We start from the raw sequence: 24,884 nt of genomic DNA, 5'->3' as shown, positions 1-24,884 counted from the left end.
CCATGAAAGCCAACGCCTCTTTACATACGCTGGTCGATCTCAGTCAGAACAATGTGGACGACGCGGCCCGCCATCTGCAGGAGCTGCGAACAGAGCGCGATGCGGCCCAGTCGCAGCTGGAAATGTTGCAGACCTATCGCCAGGACTACGCCCAGCGCCTGCTGGATGTGGGCCAAACTGGGGTAACCATGGCGAACTACCACAATTTCCGGCGCTTTATCGTGACATTGGACCAGGCCATTTCCCAGCAAAATAGTGTCATCCAAGCGCTGGAAGAGAAAATGGAACAGGGACGCCAGGTCTGGTATGGCCATCAGCAGCGCCTGAAAGCGTATGAAACCTTGATCGACCGCCGTCTCCAGACCCAGCAAGTCCAGCAACAAAGAATGGAACAACGTAACAGCGATGAAATCGCTGCTCGTCTCTTTACTCGTAGCCAGACCGCCTATTAAACAAGCGCCGCCATGACTTCGCCCACTCTTTCGGTTTTACCTGCGGCCCCTGCCGCACCCTCGGCCCCCGTCACTAACACGGCCGGGCCTGCGGCTGCGCATGCGCCCAAAGACGAAGGCTTTGCCCAGCATCTGCAAACCCAACAGCAGCAGGTGCAACACAAAGGGGCTGGCAAGACACCGGCAGCCGCCAAGCAGGACAGCACCAAAACCCAGGTTCCCGCCGACAGCCCCAAGCTGGCTGACGCCGTGGCCGAACAGGCTGGTGCCAGCGAGCTGGACCCCTTGATCAAAGACCCGGCCCTGCTGATTGCCGATCAGAGCGATCTGGAACTTGACACTGATGCCCCGGCCGATAGCGGCCTGCCTGCCATGGCCTTGTCGATTCTTTCGCAAGTACAGGCCATCAAGAGCAGCAAGGCCGACCCAAAAAGTGCCCAAACCGATAGCAAACTGCCACTGAGCGCTCTCAACACACGCCAGAATCTGGCCGCCGAGCCAAGTAGCCGTCAAGCTCAGACCGCGCCATTGAACGCTGTTGAAGCAGAAGCCAAGCTTGATCTGAGCGCCGAACTGGTCTTGCCTAAAGCCGTTGAAACCAGCAATCCGCTGGCCGCCACCACTACTCGCAAATCAGCGGTGAACACAGCACAATTACTGAACAACAACCCGCCAGGCACTGGCATCGACGCTAATGTGCCCTCATCCCAGTCACGTTTGATGGATGAAGCGTCGGCTTCCTTGGCTAGCTTTGGACGACAAATTGCTGACGATGCCCGTGCCGGCGTGAATCTGAACCTGCCCGCTCTGGATGCTTCCCTGCTAGCCCAACTTGGCGCCGCACCCAGCGCAGTCCAGGCCAACAGCCCGGCCGCCTTGCCCAGCCCCCTGACGCTGGCCATTGCCACGCCGGTCCAGTCCCCCGAATGGGGGGCGGCCATGGGTCGTCAAATGATTACCTTGGCCCAACAGGCTCAAGGCGGCGTTCAAAGCGCCGACATTCGTCTGGACCCACCCGAACTGGGCCCCTTGCGCATTACCTTGCAAATGCAAGATGGCATGGCCCACGCCATGATCACCTCGCCCCATGCTCAAGTCCGCCACGCCCTGGAGCAATCCTTGCAGCAGCTGCAACAGCAGTTTGCAGAAAACGGGCTGACCTTGGGACAGGCTGACGTAGGCGACCAGCACGCCTCGCACCAGGCCTTTCACGAGCAACTGGCCGCCAAGGGCAATCAAGGCGATCAACCCGCCTTCAGCCTGAACGGCGTGGCTTCCGCTGACGAAAGCAGCCCCTTGGTGAACAGCAGCGCCACACGCTCGCTGAACCCCGACGCGCTGGTTGATACCTTCGCCTGATTCACAGTCCCACAGACAGCCCGGCAAAAAGCATGATTAAGCTCGAAAAGCAGCGTCTATTCGCCGGGCCTGTCCTGTCTGACCTCCGGCACAATAGCTCAGGCATGCAGTCAGGCTCAGGCCCGACATGCGTTTGTCTGTTTGTAATACGCTAGAAAATACATCGCTCACATCACATGGCCCGAAAAGCACCCACCAAACTTGCACGCCTGATGAAAACCGGTCTGCTGGTTCTGTTTATTATCGCCGCTAGCGTGGGCGCAACGCTGTACTACTCCCTGCAACAAAGCAGCACGCCTGCCTGGTTGGCCTGGGCGGAAAAAGGCCAATCGGTTGAAGCGGCCCCTGCCCCGGATGAACCGCCGGTGGTCAAGGTCAATGCCAAACCCATTTTTGCGCCGCTGGACCCCTTTACCGTCACCCTGAACGAGAATGGCCGCTCGCGCATCTTGTACGTAGGCATCACCTTGCGTGTCCAGGACGATGGTTCGCGCTCCATGCTGGTGGAGTACATGCCCATGGTGCGTGATCGCGTGCTCAAGATTCTGGCTGAACAGCGCCCCACCTACATCCAGACCTCCGAAGGGCGTCAAGCCCTGGTTGCACAGCTGAGCGCCGGCCTGAAAGAGCCCTACGCGCCCAACACTGCTGTACCGAACATCAATGATGTCCTGTTCACCGCCTTTGTCATCCAATAAATGTCGTATCAGAGCTTCCTATCCCAAGACGAAGTCGATGCACTGCTGGCCGGTGTTACCGGCGAAGGCGCTGACACCAAGCCCTTGAACGAAAACCTGACTGGCGTACGGGCCTATGACCTGACCTCGCCAGACCGGGTAGTGCGTCACCGCATGCAGACCCTGGAGCTGATCAACGAGCGCTTTGCCCGTCGTTTGCGCTCGACCATGCTCAGCTTCATGCGCCGCAACGCAGACATCACCGTCGGTTCCATTCGTATTCAAAAGTACTCGGATTTCGAGCGCAACCTGCCCGTGCCCAGCAACCTGAACATGGTTGCCTTAAAGCCCTTGCGGGGCGTGTCGCTGTTTACCTTCGACCCGAACCTGGTCTTCCTGATTATCGACAGCCTGTTTGGTGGCCATGGCCGCTACAACACCCGCGTCGAAGGCCGGGACTTCACCACGACCGAGCAGCGCATCATCCAGCGTTTGCTGACCCTGACGCTGGAGAGCTACTGCGGTGCCTGGGAGTCCATCTACCCGCTGGAAGCGGAGTACATGCGCTCGGAGATGCATACCAAGTTTGCCAGCATCAGCAGCAGCAATGACATCGTGGTGGTGACCTCTTTCAATATTGAATTTGGTGCCCAGGGTGGCAATCTGAATATCTGCCTGCCCTACTCCATGATCGAGCCGCTGCGCGATCTGCTGACCCGCCCCTTGCAGGACAAAGGCACCAACGATATTGACCAGCGGTGGACCCAGCAATTGTCACGACAAGTGCGCAGCGCCGAAGTTGAACTGATTGCCAACTTCGTCAATATAGACATGACCATTGCCGAGCTGACCCAGTTAAAGGCCAATGATGTCTTGCCAATTGAAATCCCCACTCTTATTGAAGCCCACGTGGATGGCGTGCCGGTTCTGGAATGCCGCTACGGCACCTCCGGTGGCCGCTACTCCTTGCGGGTAGAAAACATCTTGGCCACCAACGACAGCGATTTGACTAAAGGTAAGTCCCTATGAGCGACCCTCACAACCCTAACGACCGGTCTGCGCCCGAGGACGACTGGGCAGCCGCGATGGCTGAGCAACAGGCTGGCAGCCAAAGCAGCACCCAAGCCCAAGGACTGGAACAGCCCCTGGAGGATGACTGGGCCTCGGCACTGGCCGAGCAAAGCGCGGCCACGCCTGTGCACGAACCCAGCCCGGCCAGCAATCTGTTCCCGCCCATGGAGCACGCCGAAGCGAACGCCACCACCGATATCGACATGATTATGGACATCCCGGTCCAGCTGTCGGTGGAGCTGGGTCGCACACGTCTGACCATCAAGAACATTCTGCAACTGGGCCAGGGCTCCGTGGTGGAGCTGGACGGTCTGGCTGGCGAACCGCTGGATATTTACGTGAACGGCTACCTGATCGCCCAAGGCGAAGTGGTCGTGGTAGACGATAAATACGGTATTCGCGTCACCGACATCGTGACTCCATCGGATCGTATCCAACGCCTGAACGGCCGCCGCTAGAACATGGAACAAGCCCAGCTCGTCAGAATCATGCTCAGCCTGCTGCTGGTTGTAGGCCTGATTCTGGCGGCAGCCTGGGTTGCCCGTCGAGGCGGGCTGCTGAAAAACAAAAACCAGCAACGCATCAAGATTCTGGACAATCAACGCCTGGGGCCGCGCAGCAGCGTGGCCTTGGTCCAGATTGATGACCGCGAAATTCTGATTGGCATCACCCCTCAGCAGATCAGCCTGCTGCACACCACAACGCCCGCTAGCTCCGAGCCGGACTTCCAGGCCCATCTGGACCAGCACCGTGCGCCCCGCTGACCGCATCATGACCGCACTCCTCTCTCCCGCCCAGCGCATCGGCCTGATGCTGCTTCTGGCCCTGATCAGCCTGCTCCTGCCTTCCGAGGCCTGGGCCCAGGCTGTTCCGGCCATTACCAGCACAGCAGGCCCGAACGGCTCGCAAACCTGGTCACTCAGCATCCAGACGCTGGCCATGCTGACCATGATGTCCTTCCTGCCAGCGGCCTTGCTGATGATGACCGGCTTTACCCGCGTCATCATCGTGCTGGGGCTGCTGCGCAATGCCATGGGTACCGGTACAGCGCCGCCCAACACCGTGCTGGTGGGCCTGGCCCTGTTTCTGACTTTCTTTGTGATGTCACCGGTGTTTGATCAGGTGTATCAGGACGCCTACAAGCCCTTGTCAGAAAACAAGATCAGCTTTGAAACTGCACTGGAGCAAGGCGCCCAGCCCCTGAAAACCTTCATGCTGCACCAGACCCGCGAAGCGGACTTGAAGCTGTTTGGCGATATGGCGGGCGTGGCAGAACTGGAATCCCCGGAAGATGTCCCCTTGCGCGTACTGGTGCCGGCTTTTGTAACCAGCGAGCTGAAAACCGCCTTCCAGATCGGCTTTACGATTTTTATCCCCTTTCTGATCATTGACCTGGTGATTGCCAGCGTCCTGATGTCCCTGGGGATGATGATGGTCCCACCCGTGACCATCTCGCTGCCCTTCAAGCTCATGCTGTTTGTGCTGGCCGATGGCTGGCATCTGCTGCTGGGTTCCCTGGCCCGCAGCTTCTACCAATAAAGGACTGTGATGACTCCCGAAACCGTCATGTCCATGACCTATACCGCCCTGAAACTGGCCCTGTCCATGGCCGGTCCCATGTTGATCGTGGTGCTGGTGGTAGGTCTGGGCATCAGTATTTTCCAGGCAGCCACCCAGATCAACGAGATGACGCTGTCTTTCATCCCCAAGCTGCTGGCCATGGGCATTACGGTGGTGCTGCTGGGCCCCTGGTTGATCAACAATATGGTCGACTACATGCAGGGCCTGTTACGTGGCATTCCCGGGCTGGTCAACTAAGACCGACCAGCGCGACAAGGAGCCTTCCGTGAGTACGCAAATCCGTGACGGGCAAAGTGCCATGCCTTGCCCACTGAACAGGCCCTAGGCGTGCCGTGCTCGACCTGAACTCCGCCCAGCTCTATACCTGGCTCAACGCCTTTCTGTGGCCCTTCATCCGTATTCTGGCCACCCTGGCTACCGTTCCCTTTTTTAGCGAATCCGCCATCCCCAAGCGGGCCAAAATAGGCCTGGGCTTTATCCTGACCCTGATTGTCGCGCCCTCGCTACCGCCTCTACCCGATCTGCCCACAGCCTCTTACGAGGCCCTGTTGATTGCCGCGCAGCAAGTGTTCATCGGTGTCGCGCTGGGTCTGACCATGCGCATCGTGTTTGCAGCGGTACAGACAGCGGGCGAGTTTATCGGCCTGCAAATGGGCCTGTCTTTTGCCTCATTCTTTGACCCCGCTACCGGCGCGAATACCGCCGTGCTGTCGCGGCTGTTGAACGTGATTGCGGTGCTGACCTTTCTGGCCCTGAACGGCCACCTGCTCTTGCTGGGTGTGCTGGTGCGCACCTTCCATGTGCTGCCCATCGGCGCGGACCTGAACATCAATGGCTGGGGTGCCTTGCTCGATTGGAGCAGCGAATTGTGGGTGTCAGGCATGTTGCTGGCCCTGCCACTGATTATCGTGCTGTTGACCATTAACCTGGCCTTTGGGATCTTGAACCGTACCGCCCAGCAATTGACGATTTTTGCCGTGGGTTTCCCTATTACGCTGACAATCGGCCTGACCTTGCTGACCGTGGTCATTCCTCAGACTACGCCCTTCCTGACCCAGCTATTCAACTCCGGCTACGAAGCCATGATGCGGGTCGCGCTGGGGCTGGCAGGCTCTTAAAACGCGTGCGCCTGCCGCTGCTTGTGCGATTGCATCAAGCGCCGAGCCTGGCCTATGGTCAGGATGCCTTTTTGCTTGGCGCGCCCAATCAGTAATTGCATCAACTGTGCACTGACCAGGGCGTCTCCCAAAGCATCATGGCGGTCACTTACCGGCAGGCCACAATATTTCAGGCAATCGTCCAGGCCCAGACGACGACCACGCCAGTCGGACAATATACACGCAGCCAGTTCAGCCAAATCCAGAGCCAAAGGCCGGGCCTGCTCCAGGCCCGCCTTCGGCCAGGCACGGTCCAGAAACGCCAGATCAAAGTCGGCATCCCAGGCGACCCATACCGTATTTTCGGAATAGCGGGCAAAGTCCCGCATCAGCTGGGGTAGTGGCTCGCCTTCTTCCTGTTGTTGCGGGCTGATCTCATGAATCAATAAGCTATCAGGGCTGCGCTCGCCCTGAGTGCGAACCAGACCGGACCAGATATTGCCCAGGGCAATCGAACCATTTTCCAAGCGGACCGCACCCATCTGAACGATATGGTGGCGCTTGGGCTCCAGACCACTGGTTTCCAGATCCAGCACAGTAAAGGCCGCTTCGTCCAAAGCCAGTTCGTCCACCCCGCTCCAGGACAAGGAGGGACTGCGTGCGGCAAAAGAGGATTTACGCCAAGGAAGCCAGGAAAGCAGTTTCATAAGCGATACCGGAAAGCCAGAATACGTTGGGCACGGCGCACTTGCGACAAGGCTTCACGCAAGACACGTGCATCCAGTGCACCTAACGTACTTAAACGCACCAGATTGTTGGGCTCCTGCCCCTGCTGCAACTGGGTTTGATGATGTTGCAAGCGCAGCAATTGCAAATAGCGGTAGGCCTCGCGCAGGCCCTCTGACTCCTCGTCTGTGAAGACACCGCGCTGAGTCAGCACGGCCAGCCTGTCCATGGACGAGGCCAGTTCGCAACCATGCGCCAGGGCCAGCACCCGCAGCACATCCACCATCGGCGCCAAGGCCTGTTTCTTGATGTCCAGCTTGTCATCGCCCTGCCCCATCAGCGCTTCCAGACGACTACGCTTTTTACCGCTGGGAATACGGGTCTGACAGGTACTTTGAGCCAGCATGCGCTGGAACACAGGGTTATCGTTCACCATGCCCAGTACCCGGCGCTGCATGCGTTGCAGCATACTGCTCTGGCCCCAGATGGCGCGGCAGTCAAAGTAAATCGTGGACTCCAGCAATTGCTCGGGCGCAGGCCGTTCAATCATGATCTGGAAACGATGCAGCCATTCGGCTTCAGACAGGCAGAGGTCAGGATTGCTGGCCATGATATTGCCAGTGCACCAGGCCATCCCGCAGCGGTCCAGAGCCTCATTCACCCGACGCGCAAAAGGCAGGAGCAAGGCGCGATGGGCTTGGGCCTGTTCGGGCGAATGGGCGGCAAACAAAATGCCATTGTCCTGATCGGTATGACGGGTTTGCTCGCCACGGGCCTGACTACCAAAAGCCAGCCAGCAGAACTCGATGCCATCCAGCCCGGAGCCGGGCAAGCTCAGTTCAATCGTGCGCTGAACCGTGTGATCATTCAAACGCGTAATCACCGCAGTCAGCTGTTCAGAACGCGCACCGTGAGCCAGCATGGCGTCCACCAGCCGACCAATATCGGACTGCAGACGTACCAGCACGGACACGTCCTGGGCACAGCGCAAGGCACGCGACAAATGCACCAGATCCACGCGCTGCAAGGAGAACACATCGCGCTCGGACACCATGCCCACGACTTTATGGTCTTGAACCAGACAGATATGGCCAATCTGATGCTCTACCATCAGCAAAGCCGCATCAAAGGCCGAGGATTGTGGGGCCAGCCAGACCGGGTCCGGTGTCATGACTTGAGACATGGCCTGGGTCGGATCGTATTGACCACCGGCTACCAAACGGCGCAAGTCTCGCAAGGTGAAGATGCCCAGCAAATGCTGGTCCGGATTGACCACCACCATGCTGCTGACCTGACGCTCGTGCATGTCCTTGACCGCCTGCTCGACCGGACAATCCGGCAAACAGCTGAGCAAACCGCGTTCTGTCAGGGCTTGCAGACTCATGTCCAGCGTGTAGCTGGCACCCAGGTCGGCGCTGGCACTTTTCTGGGCACTGCGCCAGACCGAGGCCAGCAGGCTGCTGGCACCACGCAAGCAGTAATCCCGAAAAGGCTCGCTGATGGTCAGCAGATGGGCAACGGCTTCACCAGCCACGCACAAGGTAAAGCAGTCTTCCTGCACCAGGTAATCACTGTCCAGAGCCTGACCCGAGACCAGTTCACGCACGGGCAGAAGATCCCCTTCCACATACTCGTGAGTTTCACCGTGTTCCTGGCTGGAGATCTGACCTTGGCGAACAAGATAGAGCTGATCAACACGCGCGCCTTCTTCCAACAGCACCTGTCCGGCTGAAAAAAACCGTAGCTCGCTATGCTCGATCAGGTAATCGCAGTGCTGCGCCTGCATCTGATCGAAAGGCGGGTAAGCAATCAACCAGGCCAAGATGCCGGGCGCCTTTTGGCGCACCGCCGTCTTGGCCACGGATTCACCGGGAATCGCGAAGGACATGGGCGTCTCTGCTGGCTATAGGCAAAGAATTATTGTGCCATGCAGCATGGCCCTCGCGGACCCTGTTTTTCTAGGGGATTTCAACTATAGGCATGCGCCTTTTTTTCCCCTCAAAGCGCTTAACGCAAACGATCGTAGTCGCGCTCGGCCATATCGATGACATCGCCTTCCTGGACCTTGAATTGGGAAACCGCCTCGGCCAGGGTCTCGGATTGAGACTGCAAAGAGCCTGCTGCCGCAGCCGCCTCTTCCACCAGCGAGGCATTTTGCTGCACCACAGCATCCATTTGTGCCACGGCAGTATTGATCTGCTCGATACCCGCCGTTTGCTCTTGAGAGGCCGAGGAAATCTCGCTCATCAAGGTGGTCACGCTATTTACCGCGCGCACCACTTCCTGAATAATGTCGCCCGCGCTAGCCACTTGCTGTGTGCCGGTCTGGACTTCATTTTGCGAGGCTTCAATCAGGCCCTTGATTTCCTTGGCCGCTTGCGCGCTGCGCTGCGCCAGGCTGCGTACTTCGCCCGCTACCACCGCAAAGCCCTTGCCCTGCTCACCGGCACGGGCGGCTTCCACGGCGGCGTTCAAAGCCAGAATATTGGTTTGGAAAGCAATACCGTCAATCACGTTAACGATGTCTGCCACTTGGCCGGAACGCGCAGAAATCTGGTTCATGGTATTGACCACGGCACCGACCGACTCCCCACCCTGGCGAGCAACCTTGGCGGCGTTATGAGCCAGCTGGTCTGCCTGATGAGCATTGTCTGCGTTCTGACGCACCGTGCTGGCCAATTCTTCCAGACTGGCCGCCGTTTCCTGCAAGGCGGCGGCTTGTTGTTCGGTACGGGAACTCAAGTCAGTATTGCCTGCAAAAATCTGCGAGGAACCCGAAGCAATTTCGTCCACACCTTGGCGAACGGTCAGCACAATGCCTTGCAAGCTTTGCTGCATGCGGCGCATGGCATCATACAAAACACCGACTTCATTGGCCGAACGATAGGTAATCTTCTTGGTCAGATCGCCATTGGCAATATGGTCAAAATGCACACCGGCTTCACGCAGGGGAGCCAAAGCGGTACGGCCCAGCACCAGGCGCAGCGCCACAATAATGGCCAAGCCAATCAGCAAGCCCAAACCAATCGCGCTATTGGCAACACGGGTTTGCAATTGAGCTTGCTCCAGCAACAGATCCGTCTGATCGTTGTAGAACTTGCTCAACTCTTCAATACGGAACTGGAAAGTGGCCGCACGCAGCACACCAAAACCTTCGCTGACGAAGTAAAAAGTGCTGTAGTCGCGTGTCTCCAGGGCCTGAACCATAGGCTCGATACCATCGTCCAGATACGCCTGATAGGAAGCCACCAAACCCATGGCCAGTCGGCGCAGCTCCGGTTCGGTAGGCATATTGGCACGGATATCTGCAAAGGCCTTGCGTACCTCATCCAGCTTCTGGTTGGCCATAATCACCAGATTGTCTGCACTTTGCAGCATATTGGCGTCGTTATCGATGCCAGCTTCCTGATAAAAGCGCGCTGCGCTCATCAAGCTAAGGCGCGCTTCCATCATATTGTTATTGAGCTGCAGAACCTGTGCGGAACGATCTGCCTGACGATTGATGGTACGCAGCGCATCGCCGCTTTGCTGCAGGTAGTAAGCCGCCAGGCCGCCCACGGCCACAATCAGGACCATGAACAAGCCCATGCAGATCATCAGCATGGTGCTGATCTTCAGGCCCGAAGCAGACTTCAGACTGGGGCGAAATGATTTTGAGGAACGACGTTTAGAAGCGCGGGACGCGGACGGAAGACTGCTTTCAATACCCAGCATTTGCTAAATCCAAAGAAAACTCTAGTGGCTGACCGGCAAGATGGTGATCATGTCCGTGCCAGGGTGCTCAATCGTGACCGAGCCTGTCGTGGTACTACGCGCTTGCTCGCGATACATGGAAGGAATATGACTGCGTTTGACCACTTGCTGGAAACGCCCCTGGGCATCAAATTGAAGCCACAGTTCCTGTCGAAAATAGACCGCATCCGTTGCCAGGGTTGTGCCCTGGAACCACACGGCCATTTCACTGCCATCGAGCTGTCGGTAGACCTGATGAGGACGACCTTGCAAGGACAGCTCGGCATCGGCACGAGTACTTTGGCCCAGGATCAGATCATTCAACCCCGAGGCCTTGAAGGAGGAACCCTGGGTGGCACACGCAGCCAGGGTAAGCAAGCACAAGCCTATCAGCGTCTTACGTCCCAGCCCGACCCAGGTACTCAGTCGGGTGCGAGACATTAAAACTCCTCCCAATCATCATCCGAAGCAGCGCTGCTGCTTTTGCTCAGGTCCGGGCGCAGCAGGCGCTGGCTATCATCCTGGGCAGCGGTAGCCTTGGCGGCCGGTGCAGCCTTGGCAGGCGCCGACAAGCCTTTGGTGGCGGGGCTCGCTTTGGTGGTCGCGGCACTGCCGTTCAAGGCGGGGCTGCGACGGTGTTCTGTTTCAGAGGAGGCAGCGGCCACACTGCGGCGGTTGGCCACACGGCGCGCGCTGACGTCAATGACTTCCGTACCGGGCGAACGGAAGAAAGCGATGGCCTGGTTGACCTTGGTCACCTGCTCGCTCAGGCCAGAGGATGCCAGAGCGGCCTGCTCCACCAGACGGGCGTTGTACTGCGTTGTTTCATCCATTTGCGAGACTGCGCGATTCACCTGATCAATCCCGGAGGACTGTTCAATCGTGGCAGCGGTAATCTCACCCATGATGTCGGTCACGCGACGCACGGAATCCACAATTTCCTGCATGGTGGCGCCGGCACGTTCCACTTGCGAGGAACCTTCCGTCACTTTGCGCACCGAGTCTTCGATCAAGGCGGTAATTTCACGCGCGGCCTGGGCACTGCGCTGAGCCAGGGCTCGCACCTCAGCGGCCACCACCGCAAAACCCTTGCCCTGTTCCCCTGCGCGAGCGGCTTCCACAGCCGCGTTCAGAGCCAGAATATTGGTCTGGAACGCAATGCTGTCGATCACGCCCACAATGTCGGAAATCTTGTTGGAGCTGGCCGAAATGCCTTGCATGGTTGCAACCACTTCATTGACGGCACTACCACCACGATGAGCCACATCCGATGCAGTGGCGGCCAACTGGTTGGCTTGCTGGGCGTTGTCCGCGTTCTGACGAACAGTGCCGGCCAACTGCTCCATGCTGGCAGCGGTCTGCTGCAAGGAAGCGGCCTGCTCTTCGGTACGGCTGCTGATATTGGTATTGCCCTGGGCAATTTCCTGCGCACCGGCATGGATCTCTTCCAGGCCCAGACGTACCGTCGTGGTGGTCTTGACCAGGGATTCCTGCATGCGACCCAGCGACTCGAACAGATCACCGATTTCATTGGCGGTCAGCACGCGAATACGTTGAGTCAGATCGCCTTTGGCAATTGCATCAAAGTACGCAGCAAAGTCGCCCAAGGGACGCACCACACGGCGGAAGAAGTAGCTGATCGCGGCCAGGCCCAGCAGCACGGCCAGCACCAGCACAACGGTCAGGACGATATTGAACGTGCTCTGCTGCTCTTGCAGGGTGCGCAAGACTTTGTCGCCCGAACCCAGGGCCAGCAGGCCATGAAAGTAATACAGCGCCCAACCTGCCATGGCCACTGTCAATGCCATCAGAGCAGCAATACAAAAGGTCATGCCGACCTTTAGACTCAAATTCTTAAAAAGCATAGAAGATTCCCGCACGTGGTGCTTGACTGCCGGTTTAAGGAAAAACCACCCAAAAAAGGAACGCAGGCTTAGCGATTCATATTGAACAAGCTCATGCTCTGAATCGTCTGGAACGCCATGGCCGACATTTCCAGCGCGGCCTTGCGCAACTCCAGATCGGTGGAAGCCTGAAAAATATTCAGATCCTCCAGACGCGAGAGTTCATTGGTGTAGTTCAAAGCACGAGCCGCGCCGTTGGCGCTCAAGGCATCAATTTCGTTCATGCGCGTACCCACCGAGGAAATCACGGTCTGCACGTTATCGAAGTTTTCCCCGATACGTTGCATGGCCGAGTTCATCGCGTTGCGGAACTCGGCTTGAGCAGCTGGGTCTCCGCTGACAGGTTTGCGCAAGGCTTCAACCACCGATTGCAGAGTGTTGAACATATTCATGTCACTTGAACTGGTGCTGTCCACCGCACTGATCGTGAAGCTATCACCCGCAGCAGGTTTGCCTTCGATCTGGAAGCTGACCCCACCTGGCAGACTGATGCGCTGACTTTTATTCTCATCAAGCACCCCTTCAACAGACACGCCGTCCGCTTCAATTCGATATTCCGTTTCTGACGTAAAACGAATCTGATAGTTGGCGTGCGCCCCAGGTAAGGATGAATTGCCATTGGGACCACTCACCACTGCGGTGCCATTATTGCCGTTAGCCTGAGTAAAATATGCGGTTGAACCCGGATTGGCACGCTCAAATACCGTATTGCCATGATCCGACGAATCCAGTTGACGGGTTTGTTCAACCTGAATCTGACGGCTACTACTATCCCCTGCGTAGATGAAGGTATTACCCGAACGCTCAAAAGCTTGGGTACTCCCCTGGGAACCGGAAAAAAGGTACTGCCCCGAGCCATCCTTGGTATTGGCTAAGCCAAACAAAGTGTCCAAAGCACTTTCAATGACGGTTGCCAATGTACTACGATCAGCATCAGACAATGTGCCGGTAGACGCTTCCACCAACCGAGTCTGTACCCCCTGCAACTGCAGGTTCACAGCATTCAAAATGTTTTCTTCTTCACCCAAAGCACGCATGGCCACTTCACGGTTTTCACCGTAACGCTTGTCCATGGCCTGGGACTGGGCCAGATTAATGGTCTGGGCCGAGGCCAGCGGATCATCCGATGGGGTGATCATGCGCTTTTGCGAACCCATTTGCTGAAAAACCCGCATCAGATCGGACTGCTGCTTGTTGATCGAAGTCAGGCCCGTCTGAAAGAAAAGAGAAGAACTGATACGCATAGCAAGGTTCCAATTTCAAGACTAAAGAGCCGTACTCAACTACGCAGGCCTAAAAGGGTGTCAAACATCTGGGAGCTGACGTCAATCAGACGGGCAGCGGCCTGATACTGCTCCTGATAACGCTGGAGCATGATGTATTCCTCGTCCTTGTTCACGCCGGACAAGGTTTGCTGAGCGGCATAGTTTTGCTCGATCAGCTTTAACTGGGCTTTGGCCGCCGTGCCGTTTTGCTGCGTTTGCACCGCAATACGGTTCACGATCTGACCAAAAGAATCGTTCAGGCTCAAGGAGCCGTCGGCCAGCACCTTGCTATTGCGCAAGTCCGCCAGTTTCTGGGCGATGGCACCGTTAGCCGAACCGGTATCTTTATCAGCTGCAGCAATATCCTGTGGACGCTTGATCTCCACCTGCAAGCTGCTGCCTGCATTGACGGTGGGCTGCAGCAACCAGGAGTCGCCATCCTGAGATTGGGTCTTCAAGCCGGAGACATCAATTTCCAGACCATCCACCCGGGTAATGCCACCGTTCTTGTCCGGACCGTTCAAGGGGGTAACGTCGTTGCTGCTCAAGTTACGCAGCTGGAAACGACCATCCACGCGCTCGATGCGGTAGTTGTCGCCCGTCAGCTTGTCGACTGGCTGGGTGTAGCCCTTGCTGGGATCAGCCGGATCAACAGGGTCTTTGTAGAAAGACACACCAGGCACACCGCTGCTGACCGGGTTATTGCCATTGGCAATCACTTTCGGGCCGCTGACGCTGAACATGTCTTTGCCCGCCTCACCCTTCAGGTCCACACCTTGACGGTGAATATCGTTCACCGTGTGAGCCAGACCCACAGCCAAGCGCCCCAGCGCATTGATAGCCGGCTCCAGGCTTTCCTGACGGAACTGCAACAAGCCCCCCAAGGTGCCGCCTTTAATGGTGCCCTCGCGGAACTCGGACACCACCATCTTGCCGTCCACATTCAGTGCGGAGGTAAAGCCGACCACCATACGCTCGGGGTTTTCAGCCGAACGCACGGCGTGCAAGGGGTAAATACTTTCGCCACCCAGCAGCATCTGGCCGCCAGCGGTGGTGATGCTCATCCGTCCATCCTGCTCGACGGTACGCACATCAATCAGCTGCCCCAGCTCGGACACCAGCTGTTCGCGCTGGTCCAGCAAGTCATTGGGTTCGTGACCGGGCGTGGTGCCTTTGGCAGCAACGATCTGTTTGTTGACGTTATCAATCCGTTCCAGATAGCTGTTGATCTGGGTAACGGTGGTACCGACCTGGGTATTGATGTTCTCGTTGACGCGGTTCATGTAGGATGTCGCGTCACGAATCTGGGTAGCCAGGCTTTCTGCACGGCCCAGCAGTTCCTGGCGAGCCGAAGGATCCGCAGGTTGCGATGCCACGGCTTCCAGACCATTGAAAAAGTTTTGCAAGGCGGGGCTGACGCCGACCGTGCGGTCCGAGAACAGATTGTCCAGCTGGGCAATTTCCGTACCGTAGCTAACCAGAGCCGCACCGGTAGTTTGCGAGCGCACCAACTGCTGATACAGAAAGTTGTCGTAGGAGCGCTGAACGGTAACCACCTGCACGCCACGGCCGTAATAGCCATTGCCGCTTCCTACCGAGCCAGCCGTCTCAACCAGGACCGATTGGCGGTTATAGCCAGCGGTATCGATATTATTAATATTGTGGCCCGTCACCTGCATGCGCTTTTGAGCGGCAAACAAGCCGGTAATACCAAGGTTGGCGAGATTCATATCAAATCCTTTCTGTCCTGCCCGGCCCGTAGTGTCCAAGGCGAAAAATGAACATGCTGCTTTTTAACGACCACCTTGGTGCAATATTTAGACCTGTATCAATAATTAAGACTTGCCGCCATCAAAGTAGGCCATGATGGAGATCAGCTTTTTGGCGTAGGAGGGGTCAGTGGCGTAGCCCGCTTCCTGAATGCGTTGCGCCGCTTCTTGAGGCGAAGCCGCTTGTTTTACACTTTCATAGCGTTTGTTATTACCGATCAGGCGCGCGTAGTCCGCAAACGACTCGGCATAGGAGTCATAAGCACGGAAGGTCTGCGTCATTTTGCGCGCCACGCCGTTCTGATATTCCGTCGTCATGACCTCTACCGTTTTACCTTTCCAGGACGGTGTGGCCTTGATACCAAACAGGTTATGACTGGTAGAGCCATCTGCGTGCATGATTTCACGCTTGCCCCAGCCCGACTCCAGCGCCGCCTGGCTCAAGATCAGTTGGGCCGGGACGCCACTGTCCTCGGCAGCCACTTTGGCGGCCGTGTTCATGCGGTCCACAAACTGACGAATATGATTGGGCGCGCCCTGAATCGCGGAGTACACGCGCTGCACCGTATTGTTATTGCTGAGCTTGTCGATCAGCTCGGCAATCGATGCTGCATCAATGGAACGGTCATTAGGCATGCGCGAACGCAAATCCGCCCGACGCGAAGAGGCCGCTTCCGGATCATGGGACGCGACACCAAATGGCTCGCTGTTCTGCCCGCTCATCTGGGCCTGCAAGGCTTTGGCCAAACCAATGCCGGGGTCAGCCAGCTGCATGGCCAGTTGCTCATCACCCAGACTTTGTGCCATGCGCACCGACTGCGTATCAAACAGGCCGCCTTCGGGATTGGCTGCCCGTGCCTGCTTCAAAATATTTTGAATGAACAGGGACTCGAACTGACGCGCCACTTGCAGCTGAGTGGCCTGATTCTGACCGTCCTGCCCGGCTTGCCGACGCAGTTGGGCCAGTTGCTGCGGGTCAAAAATCGAAACCTGCGTTCCCGTGCCCGGACGTGGGAAGTACTGCACCGTCATTAGATGATCTCCAAATCGGCCCGCAAAGCGCCCGCGCTTTTCAGGTTCTGCAAGATGGACAACAAGTCTTGAGGGGTGGCACCCAAAGCGTTCAAAGCGCGCACCACATCGGCCAGATTGGCACTGGTCTTCACGCGTTGCAGGGAGCCGCTGTCACTGCGCATTTCAATCTGGGTGCTGTCAGCCACTACGGTCTGACCACCACCAAAAGGAGTATCCGGCTGGCTGACCTGCGGTTGACGGCTGATGACCACGGACAGATTGCCGTAGGCAATGGCGGCTTCATCAATCGTGACCGTGCGGTTCATGACCACCGAACCCGTACGAGCATTGATCACCACGCGGGCACGTGCCGGTGGCAGATTCACTTGCAGGTTTTCAACATGCGAAATAAAGGCGGTTTGAGCCTGGGGATCCAAGGGACCGCGCACCTGAATCAAGCGACCATCCAGCGCTGTTGCAGTTGAAGGGCCGAACTGCTTGTTCAAGGCCGCCACCACGTTCTGGGCTGTACCGAAATCCGAGGAATTCATTTCCAGATTGATCACGCCATCCCGAGCGTAAGTCGTGGGTACGCTTTGCTCGACCGTTGCGCCGCCTGGAATGGTGCCGCCATTGAGCTGGTTGACCTGTACGCTGGAACCACCTGCTTCGGCGCCTGCCCCACCCACCAGCAAGTTGCCTTGGGCAATGGCATAGACCTGACCGTTCGCACCTTTCAAGGGCGTCATCAACAAGGTCCCGCCACGCAAACTCTTGGCATTACCCATGGAGGACACGACCACATCCACGGCCTGACCAGGACGGGCAAAAGCTGGCAGACGGGCCGTCACCATGACAGCCGCCACGTTCTTGAGCTGCATATTGCTGCCCTGGGGAATGGTCACCCCCAACTGGGACAGCATATTGGTCAAGCTTTGCTGGGTGAAAGGAGCCTGACGCACCTGGTCACCGCTGCCATCCAGACCTACGACCAGACCGTAGCCGATCAGCGGGTTGTCTCGCACGCCCTGAATGGATGCCAGATCCTTGATACGCTCGGCCTGACTGACCGGAGCCAGCAACAGGCCCGCCGCCAGCATGGCTGCCTGCAGCACATGGCGACAAGAAGAAAAACGAGTACGACTCATGGAAAACGCCATAGCAAGCAAAAGGCTCAGAACGGAGAAATATTCAGGAAAAAACGCTGTAGCCAACCCATGGTCTGGACTTCGTCCATCACCCCTTTGCTACGAAACTCGATACGGGCATCGGCCACCTGGGTGGAGGACACCGTATTGCTGCCAGTAATGGAGCGTGGGTCCACCACACCAGAAAAGCGGATGTGCTCGCTGCCACGGTTAATGGCGATCTGCTTCTCACCGGCCACCTGCAAATTGCCGTTAGGCAAAACGCCGACCACGGTCGTCGTCAAGGTGCCGCTAAAGGTATTGTCGGCACGGCTGGAACCTTTGCCCTGGGCCTTGTTCGAGCCACTGACTTCAAAGTTCTGCTTGCTACCCACTTCGTTAGGCAGGAAAGCTGGAACGCCGGTAAAGTCCAGACCACCGCTTCCGGTCCGATCCGTATTGGTCGAGACATTCTTGGCCGCGTTGGTCCGCTCCTGGATCATGATCGTGACAATGTCGCCCACATTACGTGGTCGTCTGTCTTCAAACAGCGGATAGTTACCGTAAGCCGAGGGCTGGTAGATAGAGCCATTGGCCACCACGGCGGCAGGCACCGCCGGTGGCGGGGCCGCCGTCAGGGGGCCGGTTACCACATCTTCAGGGGGCACCAGCGCACAACCGGACAGGGCTACAAGCGCACACAAGGTAAGACGGCTCATCAGAGCTTGGAACATTGTCACGATCTCTTTAGATTTACAGCTGTGTCAGGCGAGCCAGCATCTGGTCAGCCGTGGAAACGGCCTTGCTGTTGATTTCGTAGGCACGCTGGGTGCTGATCATATTGACCAGTTCCTCGGCCACATTGACGTTGGAGGTTTCGTTGTACTTGTGCATGACCAGACCAGCACCGTCCATGCCAGGTTGCAGGAAGTTGGCGGCACCCGAGGCATCGGTTTCGATGTACAAGTTCTCGCCCATACTTTGCAGACCGGCCGGATTCACGAAGGTGCTCAATTGCAATTGGCCCACTTCCACACTCGTACCGGCTGCACCAGGCTGAGTGACCGACACGGTGCCATCACGGCCAATCGTCAGTTCCAGCGCGTTATCAGGGATATTGATGGGGGGCTGAATGGGATAACCGCCAGCAGTCACCAACTGACCATTCTGGTCACGCTGCAAGCTACCGTCACGTGTATAGGCAAACGTGCCGTCCGGCATTTCCACCTGCAGGAAACCGCTACCCTGAATCGCGATATCCATATTGTGGCCCGTGTGCTTCATGTCACCTTGGGTATGAATACGCTCGGTGGCTACGGTGCGCACACCGGTGCCAACCTGCAAGCCGGTAGGCAACTGGTTGGCAGCACCGACTTGAGCGCCAGGCTGACGAATGGTTTGGTACATCAAGTCCTCAAACACCGCACGGGTACGTTTGAAGCCGGTGGTATTCACGTTGGCCAAGTTATTGGAGATAACGTCCATATTGGTCTGCTGGGCTTCCAGACCGGTCTTGGCAATCCACAGAGAGCGAATCATGTGTGTGTAATCCTTGCAGCTAACGCCTGCGCAATCAGCGCGGCTTAGCCATTAAAAGAAAGTAGGGAGTTGGCCCGATCTTCGCGTGCGCTGGCGTCCTGGATGACCTTCATCTGGGTTTCAAAGCGGCGCGCATTGGCAATCATGGCCACCATCGCTTCAGCCGGGTTCACATTGCTTTTCTCGATAAAGCCCGAAACCATGCGTACCGACGGATCAGCCGGGGCCGGCGCCCCATTGCTCATGCGAAACAAACCATCCTGCCCCCGCAACAAATCAGCAGAAGGGGGATTAACCATCTTCAATTGACCCATCACCTGGATATCGCGTGGGTTGTCACCCGCACCCAGCGCGGTCAACTGACCGTCGCTGGAGAACGTGATCGATCCGCGATCCGGGATTTCAATGACCTGCCCATCGGCGCTGAGCACGGGCAAGCCACCTTGTGTCACCAGCTGGTTCTGGGCATTGACCACCAGATCGCCTGCCCGCGTATAGGCTTCCTGACCATCCAGCGCACGGACGGCAAACCAGCCCTCGCCCGCAATGGCCACATCCAGCGCATTGCCGGTCTCGGCCATGGCGCCAGGTTGAAAACGGCTGCCAGGCGTCACTGTGGCCGTGCCTACGCGGGTTTGCGAACCCACATCGCTTGTGACGGGCACGGAACGGTAATACGCCAACTGCTGGCGAAAACCGGACGTGTTCACGTTGGCCAGGTTGTTGGTAATGACGTCTTGTTGCTCCAGCGTGCGCTGGGCGCCATTCATGGCGGTGTAAATCAGGCGATCCATGACAGCTCTTAACGCAGGTTGACCAGGGTTTGCAGAACCTGATCCTGCGTCTTGATGGTCTGGGCATTCGCCTGGTAGGTACGCTGGGCAATAATCATATTGACCAGTTCCTGACCCATATCCACGTTGGAATCTTCCACCGCCTGACCCTTGATCGTGGCCAAGCCGTTCTCGCCGGGACGACCCAGGATAGGCTGGCCCGATGCGCCGGTTTCAGCCCAGGCGTTACCGCCTACAGGGCTCAGACCTTGCAGGTTGCTGAAGTCAGCCAGAACAAGGGAACCCAGACGCTGCGTTACACCGTTGGTGTAGGAGGCAATCATGGTGCCGTCCTTGTCGATGCTCATGCCAGCGTACTCACCCGTGGCGTAACCATCCTGGTAAGGCTTGCCCTTGGCAAACTCCCCACCGAACTGGGTGGTGCCGGTGTAACGCACATCAAACACCAGATCATCCGCTGGCGACGCATTGCCGCCCGGATTGGCCAGGGTCAGATTGACGGTAGCCGGATTGGGGCTGGTCATCACGCCTGCACCGTTAAAGGTCAAGGTCGCGCTGGCAGGCGACAAGGGCGTGCTGCCTTCCATGTAATACACGTCCCACACACTCTCACCGGCCGCATTGGCGGGGCGCTTGACGAAGTATTGGGAAACCTCGTGGCTGTTACCCAGCGAATCGTAGACAGAGTAGCTGAATGCGTTGCTGTAAGTGGTGGGGTCTTTGGGATCAAACACATTGACCGCAACGGTTTCCATGTCTGGTTCCATCACGGGTTCCATGACGGGGTTACCGCTGCCATCCAGAACGGGATCACCATTACCGTCCAGCTTGGGAGTCATTTCAGGATTACCGTTGGCATCCAGTTTGGGCTTGAATACCAGATCACCGTTGGCATCAACTTTTTGCTGCGTCTTTGTCGTTGGAATTGCTTCGGCACCGCCGGGCAGGTTGGGCTTGAAATCCAGGGCGGTCGTGGCTTTGGGAGGCACGTTGGCCGAAGGCACTTGCAAGCGCTCCAGCTGGCTACCACCTGGGCCGTAACCGGTCAGGTAATGACCTTGGGCATTAACCAGATAGCCCGCCTTGTCCGGATAGAACTGGCCATTGCGCGAGAACAGGACAGCGCCGTTACTTTGCTCCAGGCGGAACAAACCGTTTGCACCGTCAATCGCCATGTCGAACTGGTTACCCGAGTTGCTGACGTTACCTACCGAGAAACGCTGGCTGACCCGCGATACCTGCACACCCAGACCGATGCGCGAGTTGGCATACACGTCCGCAAACTGCACGGTCGAGGCCTTGTAGCCCACCGTGCCCGAGTTGGCGATGTTATTACCAATAGAATCCAGATTTTGGGAGGCGGCGTTCAAGCCACTCAATCCTTGTCCGAAGCTCATGAACTTTCCTTTTAATGTCGTGTTGGCCCAGCCCGCTGTTGGGGCAAGCGGCGCTTACATGATTTTGCGTATATCCAGCAGGGAGAACGAACCCGCCAGGCCAAGGTCCAGCATCAAACCGCTGGAGGTGTAAGCCACGCTATCGACCTTGCCATGCGTCAATGGGCTGGCTGTGACGGCCGTGCCGTCATTACTGGCCAATACGCTGACGGTGTACGAACCGTCGGCCAGCGGTGAACCATCGTTATCCAGGCCGTCCCACTCCAGCGAGTACACGCCCGCGTCTTTGGCGCCCAGATCGTATTCACGAACCACTTTGCCGCTGCTGTCCTTGATCTGAACCACGGTCGAAGTCGCTCCGCTGACCAGATCAATGCCGTAGGGCATGGCCACTTTTTCGCCATCCTGGCTGGTCCCCAGAGACACTTTCGAGCCCGGCACCAGCACTTGCTTGCCGATCAGATTGGCGGCCTGCATAGACTGGCTGACGTCCATTTGCCCGGCCACAGCCAGCAGGGTGTTATTCAATTGCTGAATCCCCGCCACCGTGGACATTTGCGCCATCTGGGTCGTGACCTGGGCGTTATCCATGGGGTTGAGCGGATCCTGATTACGCAGCTGCGTAATCAGCATGGTCAGAAAGCGGTCTTCCGTTTCCGCCATGGCGCTTTTGTTGCGGGCATCCACACCAGCCATGGCCCCTGCGGTGGGGTCCAGGGCGGTGCGATCGTTATTGACTGTGCTCATGTTCTATCTTCCGTAAACCGGCTTACTGGCCAATGGTCAAGGTGCGCAACATCAGGTTCTTGGAGGTGTTCACCACTTCCACATTGGCCTGATAAGAGCGCGACGCGGCCAGCATATTGACGGTCTCGGCCACCACATCCACATTGGGCAGAGTCACATAGCCTTGTTCGTCAGCGTAGGGATTGTCGGGGTCATATTGCAAACGGCCAGGCGCATCACTTTCCTGCACGCCCACCACTTGTACGCCACCCACGGGGCTGTTGCCCTGAGGAGTCATTTGAAACACCACTTGGCGGGCCTTGTAGGGCTGGCCATCGGGTCCGACCACACTATCGGCGTTAGCCAGGTTGCTGGCCGACACGTTCAAGCGCTGCGATTGTGCCGTCAGAGCAGAACCGGCAATCTGGAAAATACTGAAACTGGACATGAAGACTCGCTATTACTGTTGCAAGGCCGCCATCAAGCCTTTCAAGCGCTGGGAAGCCAGGTTGATCGTGCTTTGATAGTGCAAGGTGTTATCGGCAAATTGCATGCGCTCCACATCCATCTCGACCGTGTTGCCGTCCAGAGAAGGTTGTACAGGAACGCGATAGAGCAACTCGTCCGTGCTGGGCGGACGGGTTGCCTGGGCGGGAATATGACGGGCCGAGGTCAAGGACAAACTGGTATTGGGCAATGCCATCTGGCCCTGCCCCCCTAAAGCGGCCTTCAAGGTGGCCGTAAAGTCCATATCCCTGGCCTTGTAGTTAGGCGTGTCGGCATTGGCAATATTGGAGGCCAGCACCTCCTGGCGCTCCTGGCGCACAGCCAGGGCCGTCTGGTAAAACTTCAGGTGCTCACCGATGCGATCAATCATGGAGTCAAGCCAATATTCTGTGTTCAAGTTTGAGATCCAGGTGAACGCGCGCACGCCTTTTCACCGCTATAACAGAATGGTAGCCAGAGGCACTGCTTCACAAATCAGGGAACAAAACGCAATTTATCGGCCAGTTCAGCTCTTGACCTGGCGACTGAGTCCGTAAAATTCAGTCATGACCTTATATAGACTCCTGATCTGCGTATGCCTGTTCGCTCTGGGTGCAACAGCGAACGTGCGCGCTCAAGAGAGCGTTCAGGCGCTGAGCGTGCAAGCCATGCAGGACCAGGCGCAGGACTATCTGCTCAAGCTGGCGCAAATGTATCCCGGTATCGCCACGATCACCCTGGACAGCGCGCGCCTGAACGCCATGCCTGCCTGCACCCAGAACCAGATATTTCTGCCCAGCGGTCAACGCCTGCGATCGCGCATGAGTATTGGCGTGCGCTGCCTGAGCCCACAAAGCTGGAGCACCTCCATCAGCGCCACCTTGTCTATTCAGGGACACTATTACGTCACCAACCGCCGCATCAATCCGGGCGAGACCATCAATCAGGACGATCTGCTTGAGCGCGAGGGGGATTTGCTGGCTCTGGCCAATGGCGTGGTCATTGATCCCAACCAGATCATCGGGTATGTCGCCAGCCAGCGTATTCCTTTGGGCAATGCGATACGGGCTTCGGCTCTACGCGACCCGCAGTCGGTAACACGCGGCCAGATGGTGCGCACCATTGCGCGCGGTATGGGTTTTGTAGCGACCGGCGAGGGCCAGGCGCTGCAAAGCGGCTCACCAGGCACCCAGATTCAGATCAAGGCCAGTTCGGGGCAAGTGATTTCAGCCACGGTACTGGATGCATCCACGGTTCAGGTCGTTCTCTAAACTAAATCGGATGAGCATGCTAAAGTTTGCGTCCAGAGCGCCGTTACAAGATCAACGCAAAGAACAGGCCGCACGGAGAAACACGTGAAGATCAGCCCCTCCCCCCTCAAGACACCCCTTGCTGAAACGTCTGCCGCAGAGCGCAGCACGGCATCCCCTCGTGCGCGCCACGCGTACAACAACAGCAGCAGCACCAACGAAGTGGACTTCAGCGCTGCAGCCCGCCAGCTCAATTCCCTGCAAGACAGCAGTGCCGATGTCGACATGAAAAAAGTCGAGGCCTTGCGCAAGGCCATTGCAGCCGGCGAGCTCAAAATTGACACCAGTCGGATCGCCGACTCCCTGATTGCCTCTGTGCGCGATCTTCTCAAGTAACTCACCTGAAACGGCCATGTCTTTGCAAACCTGTCTTGCCGATCAACGCCAAACCCTGCTGGACTTCGAGCAGCTACTGGCAGAAGAAAACACCCTGCTGCTGCGCAGCTTCGAGCCACAAGAACTGGCCCAGATCACCCTGCGCAAATATCAGCTGGTTGAACGTATCGAGCAACAGGACCAGGCTCGCGCCCAGCTCCTGCAAGCACGTGAACTGGAAAACAACCTCCAGGGCCTGCGCTACGCGGCTGAAGAAGACGAACTGGAAGAAGAACTAGAACAGTTGATCGAGCTGAGCGAGAAGGTGCGCAACGCCAGCGACAACAACCGCATTTTGGTGGATACCTTTTTGGTCGACACCCAGCAAAACCTGGACGCCCTGGAAGCCTTCACGGGTCGCAATACCTTTTACGACGCGTCCGGCAAAACACGGAATACGCAGTCTTCCTTGAGCTTGAAGGCTTAGAGCCAAGCCAAAGCTGCGCTCTGACAGACATAAAAAAGCCTGCCACACGGCAGGCT

Annotated in this window: 28 protein-coding genes; 12 read left to right on the top strand and 16 right to left on the bottom strand. The window is 57.4% G+C overall.

Annotation, left to right across the window (positions count from 1 at the left end; translation table 11 throughout):
* The first annotated feature begins 2 nt into the window (after positions 1 to 2).
* From fliJ to fliR, 9 genes are all read left to right on the top strand, one after another.
* A complete protein-coding gene (gene fliJ, locus WFM49_RS04565; protein ID WP_009458076.1) occupies positions 3 to 452 on the top strand; it encodes a flagellar export protein FliJ in 450 nt (149 codons plus the stop codon).
* Between the two features lie 12 nt (positions 453 to 464).
* Complete coding sequence (locus WFM49_RS04560; RefSeq protein ID WP_254499550.1) at positions 465 to 1,811, top strand: flagellar hook-length control protein FliK; 1,347 nt, start codon at positions 465 to 467, stop codon at positions 1,809 to 1,811.
* Between the two features lie 212 nt (positions 1,812 to 2,023).
* Positions 2,024 to 2,509 (top strand): flagellar basal body-associated FliL family protein, encoded by a 486-nt coding sequence (locus WFM49_RS04555; RefSeq protein ID WP_226349333.1) that lies wholly within the window; start codon positions 2,024 to 2,026, stop codon positions 2,507 to 2,509.
* On the top strand, positions 2,510 to 3,517 hold the full coding sequence (gene fliM, locus WFM49_RS04550) for a flagellar motor switch protein FliM (protein ID WP_009458081.1): 1,008 nt from the start codon (positions 2,510 to 2,512) through the stop codon (positions 3,515 to 3,517).
* Entirely contained in the window at positions 3,514 to 4,017 is a 504-nt protein-coding gene (fliN, locus tag WFM49_RS04545) for a flagellar motor switch protein FliN (protein WP_009458083.1), read from the top strand. Before fliM ends, fliN begins: the two co-directional genes overlap by 4 nt.
* Before the next feature lie 3 nt (positions 4,018 to 4,020).
* Entirely contained in the window at positions 4,021 to 4,323 is a 303-nt protein-coding gene (fliO, locus tag WFM49_RS04540; protein WP_235484243.1) for a flagellar biosynthetic protein FliO, read from the top strand.
* 7 nt (positions 4,324 to 4,330) lie between these two features.
* Positions 4,331 to 5,098, top strand: a complete 768-nt coding sequence (gene fliP / locus WFM49_RS04535) for a flagellar type III secretion system pore protein FliP (RefSeq protein WP_035269878.1) — start codon at positions 4,331 to 4,333, stop codon at positions 5,096 to 5,098.
* A 9-nt stretch (positions 5,099 to 5,107) separates the two neighbouring features.
* Positions 5,108 to 5,377 carry a flagellar biosynthesis protein FliQ gene (gene fliQ, locus WFM49_RS04530; protein ID WP_003804652.1) on the top strand — a complete coding sequence of 90 codons (270 nt, stop codon included), beginning with the start codon at positions 5,108 to 5,110 and terminating at the stop codon, positions 5,375 to 5,377.
* 95 nt (positions 5,378 to 5,472) lie between these two features.
* Positions 5,473 to 6,258: a flagellar biosynthetic protein FliR gene (gene fliR / locus WFM49_RS04525; protein WP_247965761.1), complete on the top strand. Its 786-nt coding sequence runs from the start codon at positions 5,473 to 5,475 to the stop codon at positions 6,256 to 6,258.
* Here the strand turns inward: fliR and WFM49_RS04520 are convergent.
* From WFM49_RS04520 to flgB, 16 genes are all read right to left on the bottom strand, one after another.
* Entirely contained in the window at positions 6,255 to 6,944 is a 690-nt protein-coding gene (locus tag WFM49_RS04520; protein ID WP_336971965.1) for a 3'-5' exonuclease, read from the bottom strand. The genes fliR and WFM49_RS04520 overlap by 4 nt on opposite strands.
* The gene (locus WFM49_RS04515) at positions 6,941 to 8,851 is read right to left on the bottom strand and encodes a DUF294 nucleotidyltransferase-like domain-containing protein (RefSeq protein WP_083053883.1); all 1,911 of its coding nucleotides are present in this window, start codon (positions 8,849 to 8,851) and stop codon (positions 6,941 to 6,943) included. The genes WFM49_RS04520 and WFM49_RS04515 overlap by 4 nt, the downstream gene beginning before the upstream one ends.
* A gap of 119 nt (positions 8,852 to 8,970) precedes the next feature.
* On the bottom strand, positions 8,971 to 10,677 hold the full coding sequence (locus WFM49_RS04510; RefSeq protein WP_009458096.1) for a methyl-accepting chemotaxis protein: 1,707 nt from the start codon (positions 10,675 to 10,677) through the stop codon (positions 8,971 to 8,973).
* A gap of 21 nt (positions 10,678 to 10,698) precedes the next feature.
* Positions 10,699 to 11,136, bottom strand: coding sequence for a hypothetical protein (locus WFM49_RS04505; RefSeq protein ID WP_035269056.1), 438 nt, complete (start codon positions 11,134 to 11,136; stop codon positions 10,699 to 10,701).
* Positions 11,136 to 12,560, bottom strand: coding sequence for a methyl-accepting chemotaxis protein (locus WFM49_RS04500; protein ID WP_324576468.1), 1,425 nt, complete (start codon positions 12,558 to 12,560; stop codon positions 11,136 to 11,138). Before WFM49_RS04500 ends, WFM49_RS04505 begins: the two co-directional genes overlap by 1 nt.
* 68 nt (positions 12,561 to 12,628) lie before the next feature.
* Positions 12,629 to 13,843, bottom strand: a complete 1,215-nt coding sequence (gene flgL, locus WFM49_RS04495; protein WP_336971959.1) for a flagellar hook-associated protein FlgL — start codon at positions 13,841 to 13,843, stop codon at positions 12,629 to 12,631.
* 35 nt (positions 13,844 to 13,878) lie between these two features.
* Positions 13,879 to 15,594, bottom strand: coding sequence for a flagellar hook-associated protein FlgK (gene flgK, locus WFM49_RS04490; protein ID WP_009458104.1), 1,716 nt, complete (start codon positions 15,592 to 15,594; stop codon positions 13,879 to 13,881).
* A 105-nt stretch (positions 15,595 to 15,699) separates the two neighbouring features.
* Positions 15,700 to 16,665 carry a flagellar assembly peptidoglycan hydrolase FlgJ gene (gene flgJ, locus WFM49_RS04485; RefSeq protein WP_009458106.1) on the bottom strand — a complete coding sequence of 322 codons (966 nt, stop codon included), beginning with the start codon at positions 16,663 to 16,665 and terminating at the stop codon, positions 15,700 to 15,702.
* A complete protein-coding gene (locus WFM49_RS04480) occupies positions 16,665 to 17,795 on the bottom strand; it encodes a flagellar basal body P-ring protein FlgI (RefSeq protein ID WP_009458108.1) in 1,131 nt (376 codons plus the stop codon). Before WFM49_RS04480 ends, flgJ begins: the two co-directional genes overlap by 1 nt.
* Positions 17,796 to 17,821: 26 nt before the next feature.
* Positions 17,822 to 18,508, bottom strand: a complete 687-nt coding sequence (locus WFM49_RS04475) for a flagellar basal body L-ring protein FlgH (protein WP_336971955.1) — start codon at positions 18,506 to 18,508, stop codon at positions 17,822 to 17,824.
* A 19-nt stretch (positions 18,509 to 18,527) separates the two neighbouring features.
* Positions 18,528 to 19,313 carry a flagellar basal-body rod protein FlgG gene (gene flgG, locus WFM49_RS04470; RefSeq protein WP_021446824.1) on the bottom strand — a complete coding sequence of 262 codons (786 nt, stop codon included), beginning with the start codon at positions 19,311 to 19,313 and terminating at the stop codon, positions 18,528 to 18,530.
* A 44-nt stretch (positions 19,314 to 19,357) separates the two neighbouring features.
* Positions 19,358 to 20,107: a flagellar basal-body rod protein FlgF gene (gene flgF / locus WFM49_RS04465; RefSeq protein WP_009458114.1), complete on the bottom strand. Its 750-nt coding sequence runs from the start codon at positions 20,105 to 20,107 to the stop codon at positions 19,358 to 19,360.
* A gap of 8 nt (positions 20,108 to 20,115) precedes the next feature.
* Positions 20,116 to 21,504 carry a flagellar hook protein FlgE gene (locus WFM49_RS04460; RefSeq protein WP_009458116.1) on the bottom strand — a complete coding sequence of 463 codons (1,389 nt, stop codon included), beginning with the start codon at positions 21,502 to 21,504 and terminating at the stop codon, positions 20,116 to 20,118.
* Between the two features lie 54 nt (positions 21,505 to 21,558).
* Positions 21,559 to 22,251 (bottom strand): flagellar hook capping FlgD N-terminal domain-containing protein, encoded by a 693-nt coding sequence (locus tag WFM49_RS04455; protein ID WP_009458118.1) that lies wholly within the window; start codon positions 22,249 to 22,251, stop codon positions 21,559 to 21,561.
* A gap of 22 nt (positions 22,252 to 22,273) precedes the next feature.
* Complete coding sequence (flgC, locus tag WFM49_RS04450; RefSeq protein WP_336971951.1) at positions 22,274 to 22,678, bottom strand: flagellar basal body rod protein FlgC; 405 nt, start codon at positions 22,676 to 22,678, stop codon at positions 22,274 to 22,276.
* A 12-nt stretch (positions 22,679 to 22,690) separates the two neighbouring features.
* A complete protein-coding gene (gene flgB / locus WFM49_RS04445; protein WP_009458122.1) occupies positions 22,691 to 23,107 on the bottom strand; it encodes a flagellar basal body rod protein FlgB in 417 nt (138 codons plus the stop codon).
* A gap of 175 nt (positions 23,108 to 23,282) precedes the next feature.
* On the opposite strand from flgB, the gene flgA reads away from it, so the two are divergent.
* From flgA to flgN, 3 genes are all read left to right on the top strand, one after another.
* A complete protein-coding gene (gene flgA / locus WFM49_RS04440) occupies positions 23,283 to 23,987 on the top strand; it encodes a flagellar basal body P-ring formation chaperone FlgA (RefSeq protein ID WP_021446825.1) in 705 nt (234 codons plus the stop codon).
* An 84-nt stretch (positions 23,988 to 24,071) separates the two neighbouring features.
* Positions 24,072 to 24,362 carry a flagellar biosynthesis anti-sigma factor FlgM gene (gene flgM, locus WFM49_RS04435; RefSeq protein WP_021446826.1) on the top strand — a complete coding sequence of 97 codons (291 nt, stop codon included), beginning with the start codon at positions 24,072 to 24,074 and terminating at the stop codon, positions 24,360 to 24,362.
* A gap of 16 nt (positions 24,363 to 24,378) precedes the next feature.
* Entirely contained in the window at positions 24,379 to 24,828 is a 450-nt protein-coding gene (gene flgN, locus WFM49_RS04430; RefSeq protein ID WP_239055286.1) for a flagellar export chaperone FlgN, read from the top strand.
* Positions 24,829 to 24,884: the final 56 nt, after the last annotated feature.

It is taken from the genome of Alcaligenes sp. PF14 (assembly GCF_037150615.1).
In the GTDB taxonomy this organism is placed as follows: Bacteria; Pseudomonadota; Gammaproteobacteria; order Burkholderiales; family Burkholderiaceae_B; genus Alcaligenes; species Alcaligenes phenolicus.
The sequence above is the reverse complement of the archived record's forward strand: the minus strand, read 5'-3'. Positions and strand labels throughout refer to the sequence as shown.

Excerpts from the sequence above, each read along its gene's own strand:
- WFM49_RS04520 (WP_336971965.1), bottom strand. The coding sequence starts at position 6,944 with ATGAAACTGCTTTCCTGGCTTCCTTGGCGTAAATCCTCTTTTGCCGCA.
- WFM49_RS04510 (WP_009458096.1), bottom strand. The coding sequence starts at position 10,677 with ATGCTGGGTATTGAAAGCAGTCTTCCGTCCGCGTCCCGCGCTTCTAAA.
- flgJ (WP_009458106.1), bottom strand. The coding sequence starts at position 16,665 with ATGACGGTGCAGTACTTCCCACGTCCGGGCACGGGAACGCAGGTTTCG.
- WFM49_RS04515 (WP_083053883.1), bottom strand. The coding sequence starts at position 8,851 with ATGTCCTTCGCGATTCCCGGTGAATCCGTGGCCAAGACGGCGGTGCGC.
- flgF (WP_009458114.1), bottom strand. The coding sequence starts at position 20,107 with ATGGATCGCCTGATTTACACCGCCATGAATGGCGCCCAGCGCACGCTG.
- fliN (WP_009458083.1), top strand. The coding sequence starts at position 3,514 with ATGAGCGACCCTCACAACCCTAACGACCGGTCTGCGCCCGAGGACGAC.
- WFM49_RS04475 (WP_336971955.1), bottom strand. The coding sequence starts at position 18,508 with ATGTTCCAAGCTCTGATGAGCCGTCTTACCTTGTGTGCGCTTGTAGCC.
- WFM49_RS04455 (WP_009458118.1), bottom strand. The coding sequence starts at position 22,251 with ATGAGCACAGTCAATAACGATCGCACCGCCCTGGACCCCACCGCAGGG.
- flgC (WP_336971951.1), bottom strand. The coding sequence starts at position 22,678 with ATGTCCAGTTTCAGTATTTTCCAGATTGCCGGTTCTGCTCTGACGGCA.
- flgK (WP_009458104.1), bottom strand. The coding sequence starts at position 15,594 with ATGAATCTCGCCAACCTTGGTATTACCGGCTTGTTTGCCGCTCAAAAG.
- WFM49_RS04560 (WP_254499550.1), top strand. The coding sequence starts at position 465 with ATGACTTCGCCCACTCTTTCGGTTTTACCTGCGGCCCCTGCCGCACCC.
- fliP (WP_035269878.1), top strand. The coding sequence starts at position 4,331 with ATGACCGCACTCCTCTCTCCCGCCCAGCGCATCGGCCTGATGCTGCTT.
- WFM49_RS04505 (WP_035269056.1), bottom strand. The coding sequence starts at position 11,136 with ATGTCTCGCACCCGACTGAGTACCTGGGTCGGGCTGGGACGTAAGACG.
- flgB (WP_009458122.1), bottom strand. The coding sequence starts at position 23,107 with ATGATTGATCGCATCGGTGAGCACCTGAAGTTTTACCAGACGGCCCTG.
- fliO (WP_235484243.1), top strand. The coding sequence starts at position 4,021 with ATGGAACAAGCCCAGCTCGTCAGAATCATGCTCAGCCTGCTGCTGGTT.
- flgN (WP_239055286.1), top strand. The coding sequence starts at position 24,379 with ATGTCTTTGCAAACCTGTCTTGCCGATCAACGCCAAACCCTGCTGGAC.
- WFM49_RS04555 (WP_226349333.1), top strand. The coding sequence starts at position 2,024 with ATGAAAACCGGTCTGCTGGTTCTGTTTATTATCGCCGCTAGCGTGGGC.
- flgG (WP_021446824.1), bottom strand. The coding sequence starts at position 19,313 with ATGATTCGCTCTCTGTGGATTGCCAAGACCGGTCTGGAAGCCCAGCAG.
- fliQ (WP_003804652.1), top strand. The coding sequence starts at position 5,108 with ATGACTCCCGAAACCGTCATGTCCATGACCTATACCGCCCTGAAACTG.
- flgL (WP_336971959.1), bottom strand. The coding sequence starts at position 13,843 with ATGCGTATCAGTTCTTCTCTTTTCTTTCAGACGGGCCTGACTTCGATC.
- fliJ (WP_009458076.1), top strand. The coding sequence starts at position 3 with ATGAAAGCCAACGCCTCTTTACATACGCTGGTCGATCTCAGTCAGAAC.
- WFM49_RS04500 (WP_324576468.1), bottom strand. The coding sequence starts at position 12,560 with ATGCTTTTTAAGAATTTGAGTCTAAAGGTCGGCATGACCTTTTGTATT.
- WFM49_RS04460 (WP_009458116.1), bottom strand. The coding sequence starts at position 21,504 with ATGAGCTTCGGACAAGGATTGAGTGGCTTGAACGCCGCCTCCCAAAAT.
- flgA (WP_021446825.1), top strand. The coding sequence starts at position 23,283 with ATGACCTTATATAGACTCCTGATCTGCGTATGCCTGTTCGCTCTGGGT.
- fliM (WP_009458081.1), top strand. The coding sequence starts at position 2,510 with ATGTCGTATCAGAGCTTCCTATCCCAAGACGAAGTCGATGCACTGCTG.
- WFM49_RS04480 (WP_009458108.1), bottom strand. The coding sequence starts at position 17,795 with ATGAGTCGTACTCGTTTTTCTTCTTGTCGCCATGTGCTGCAGGCAGCC.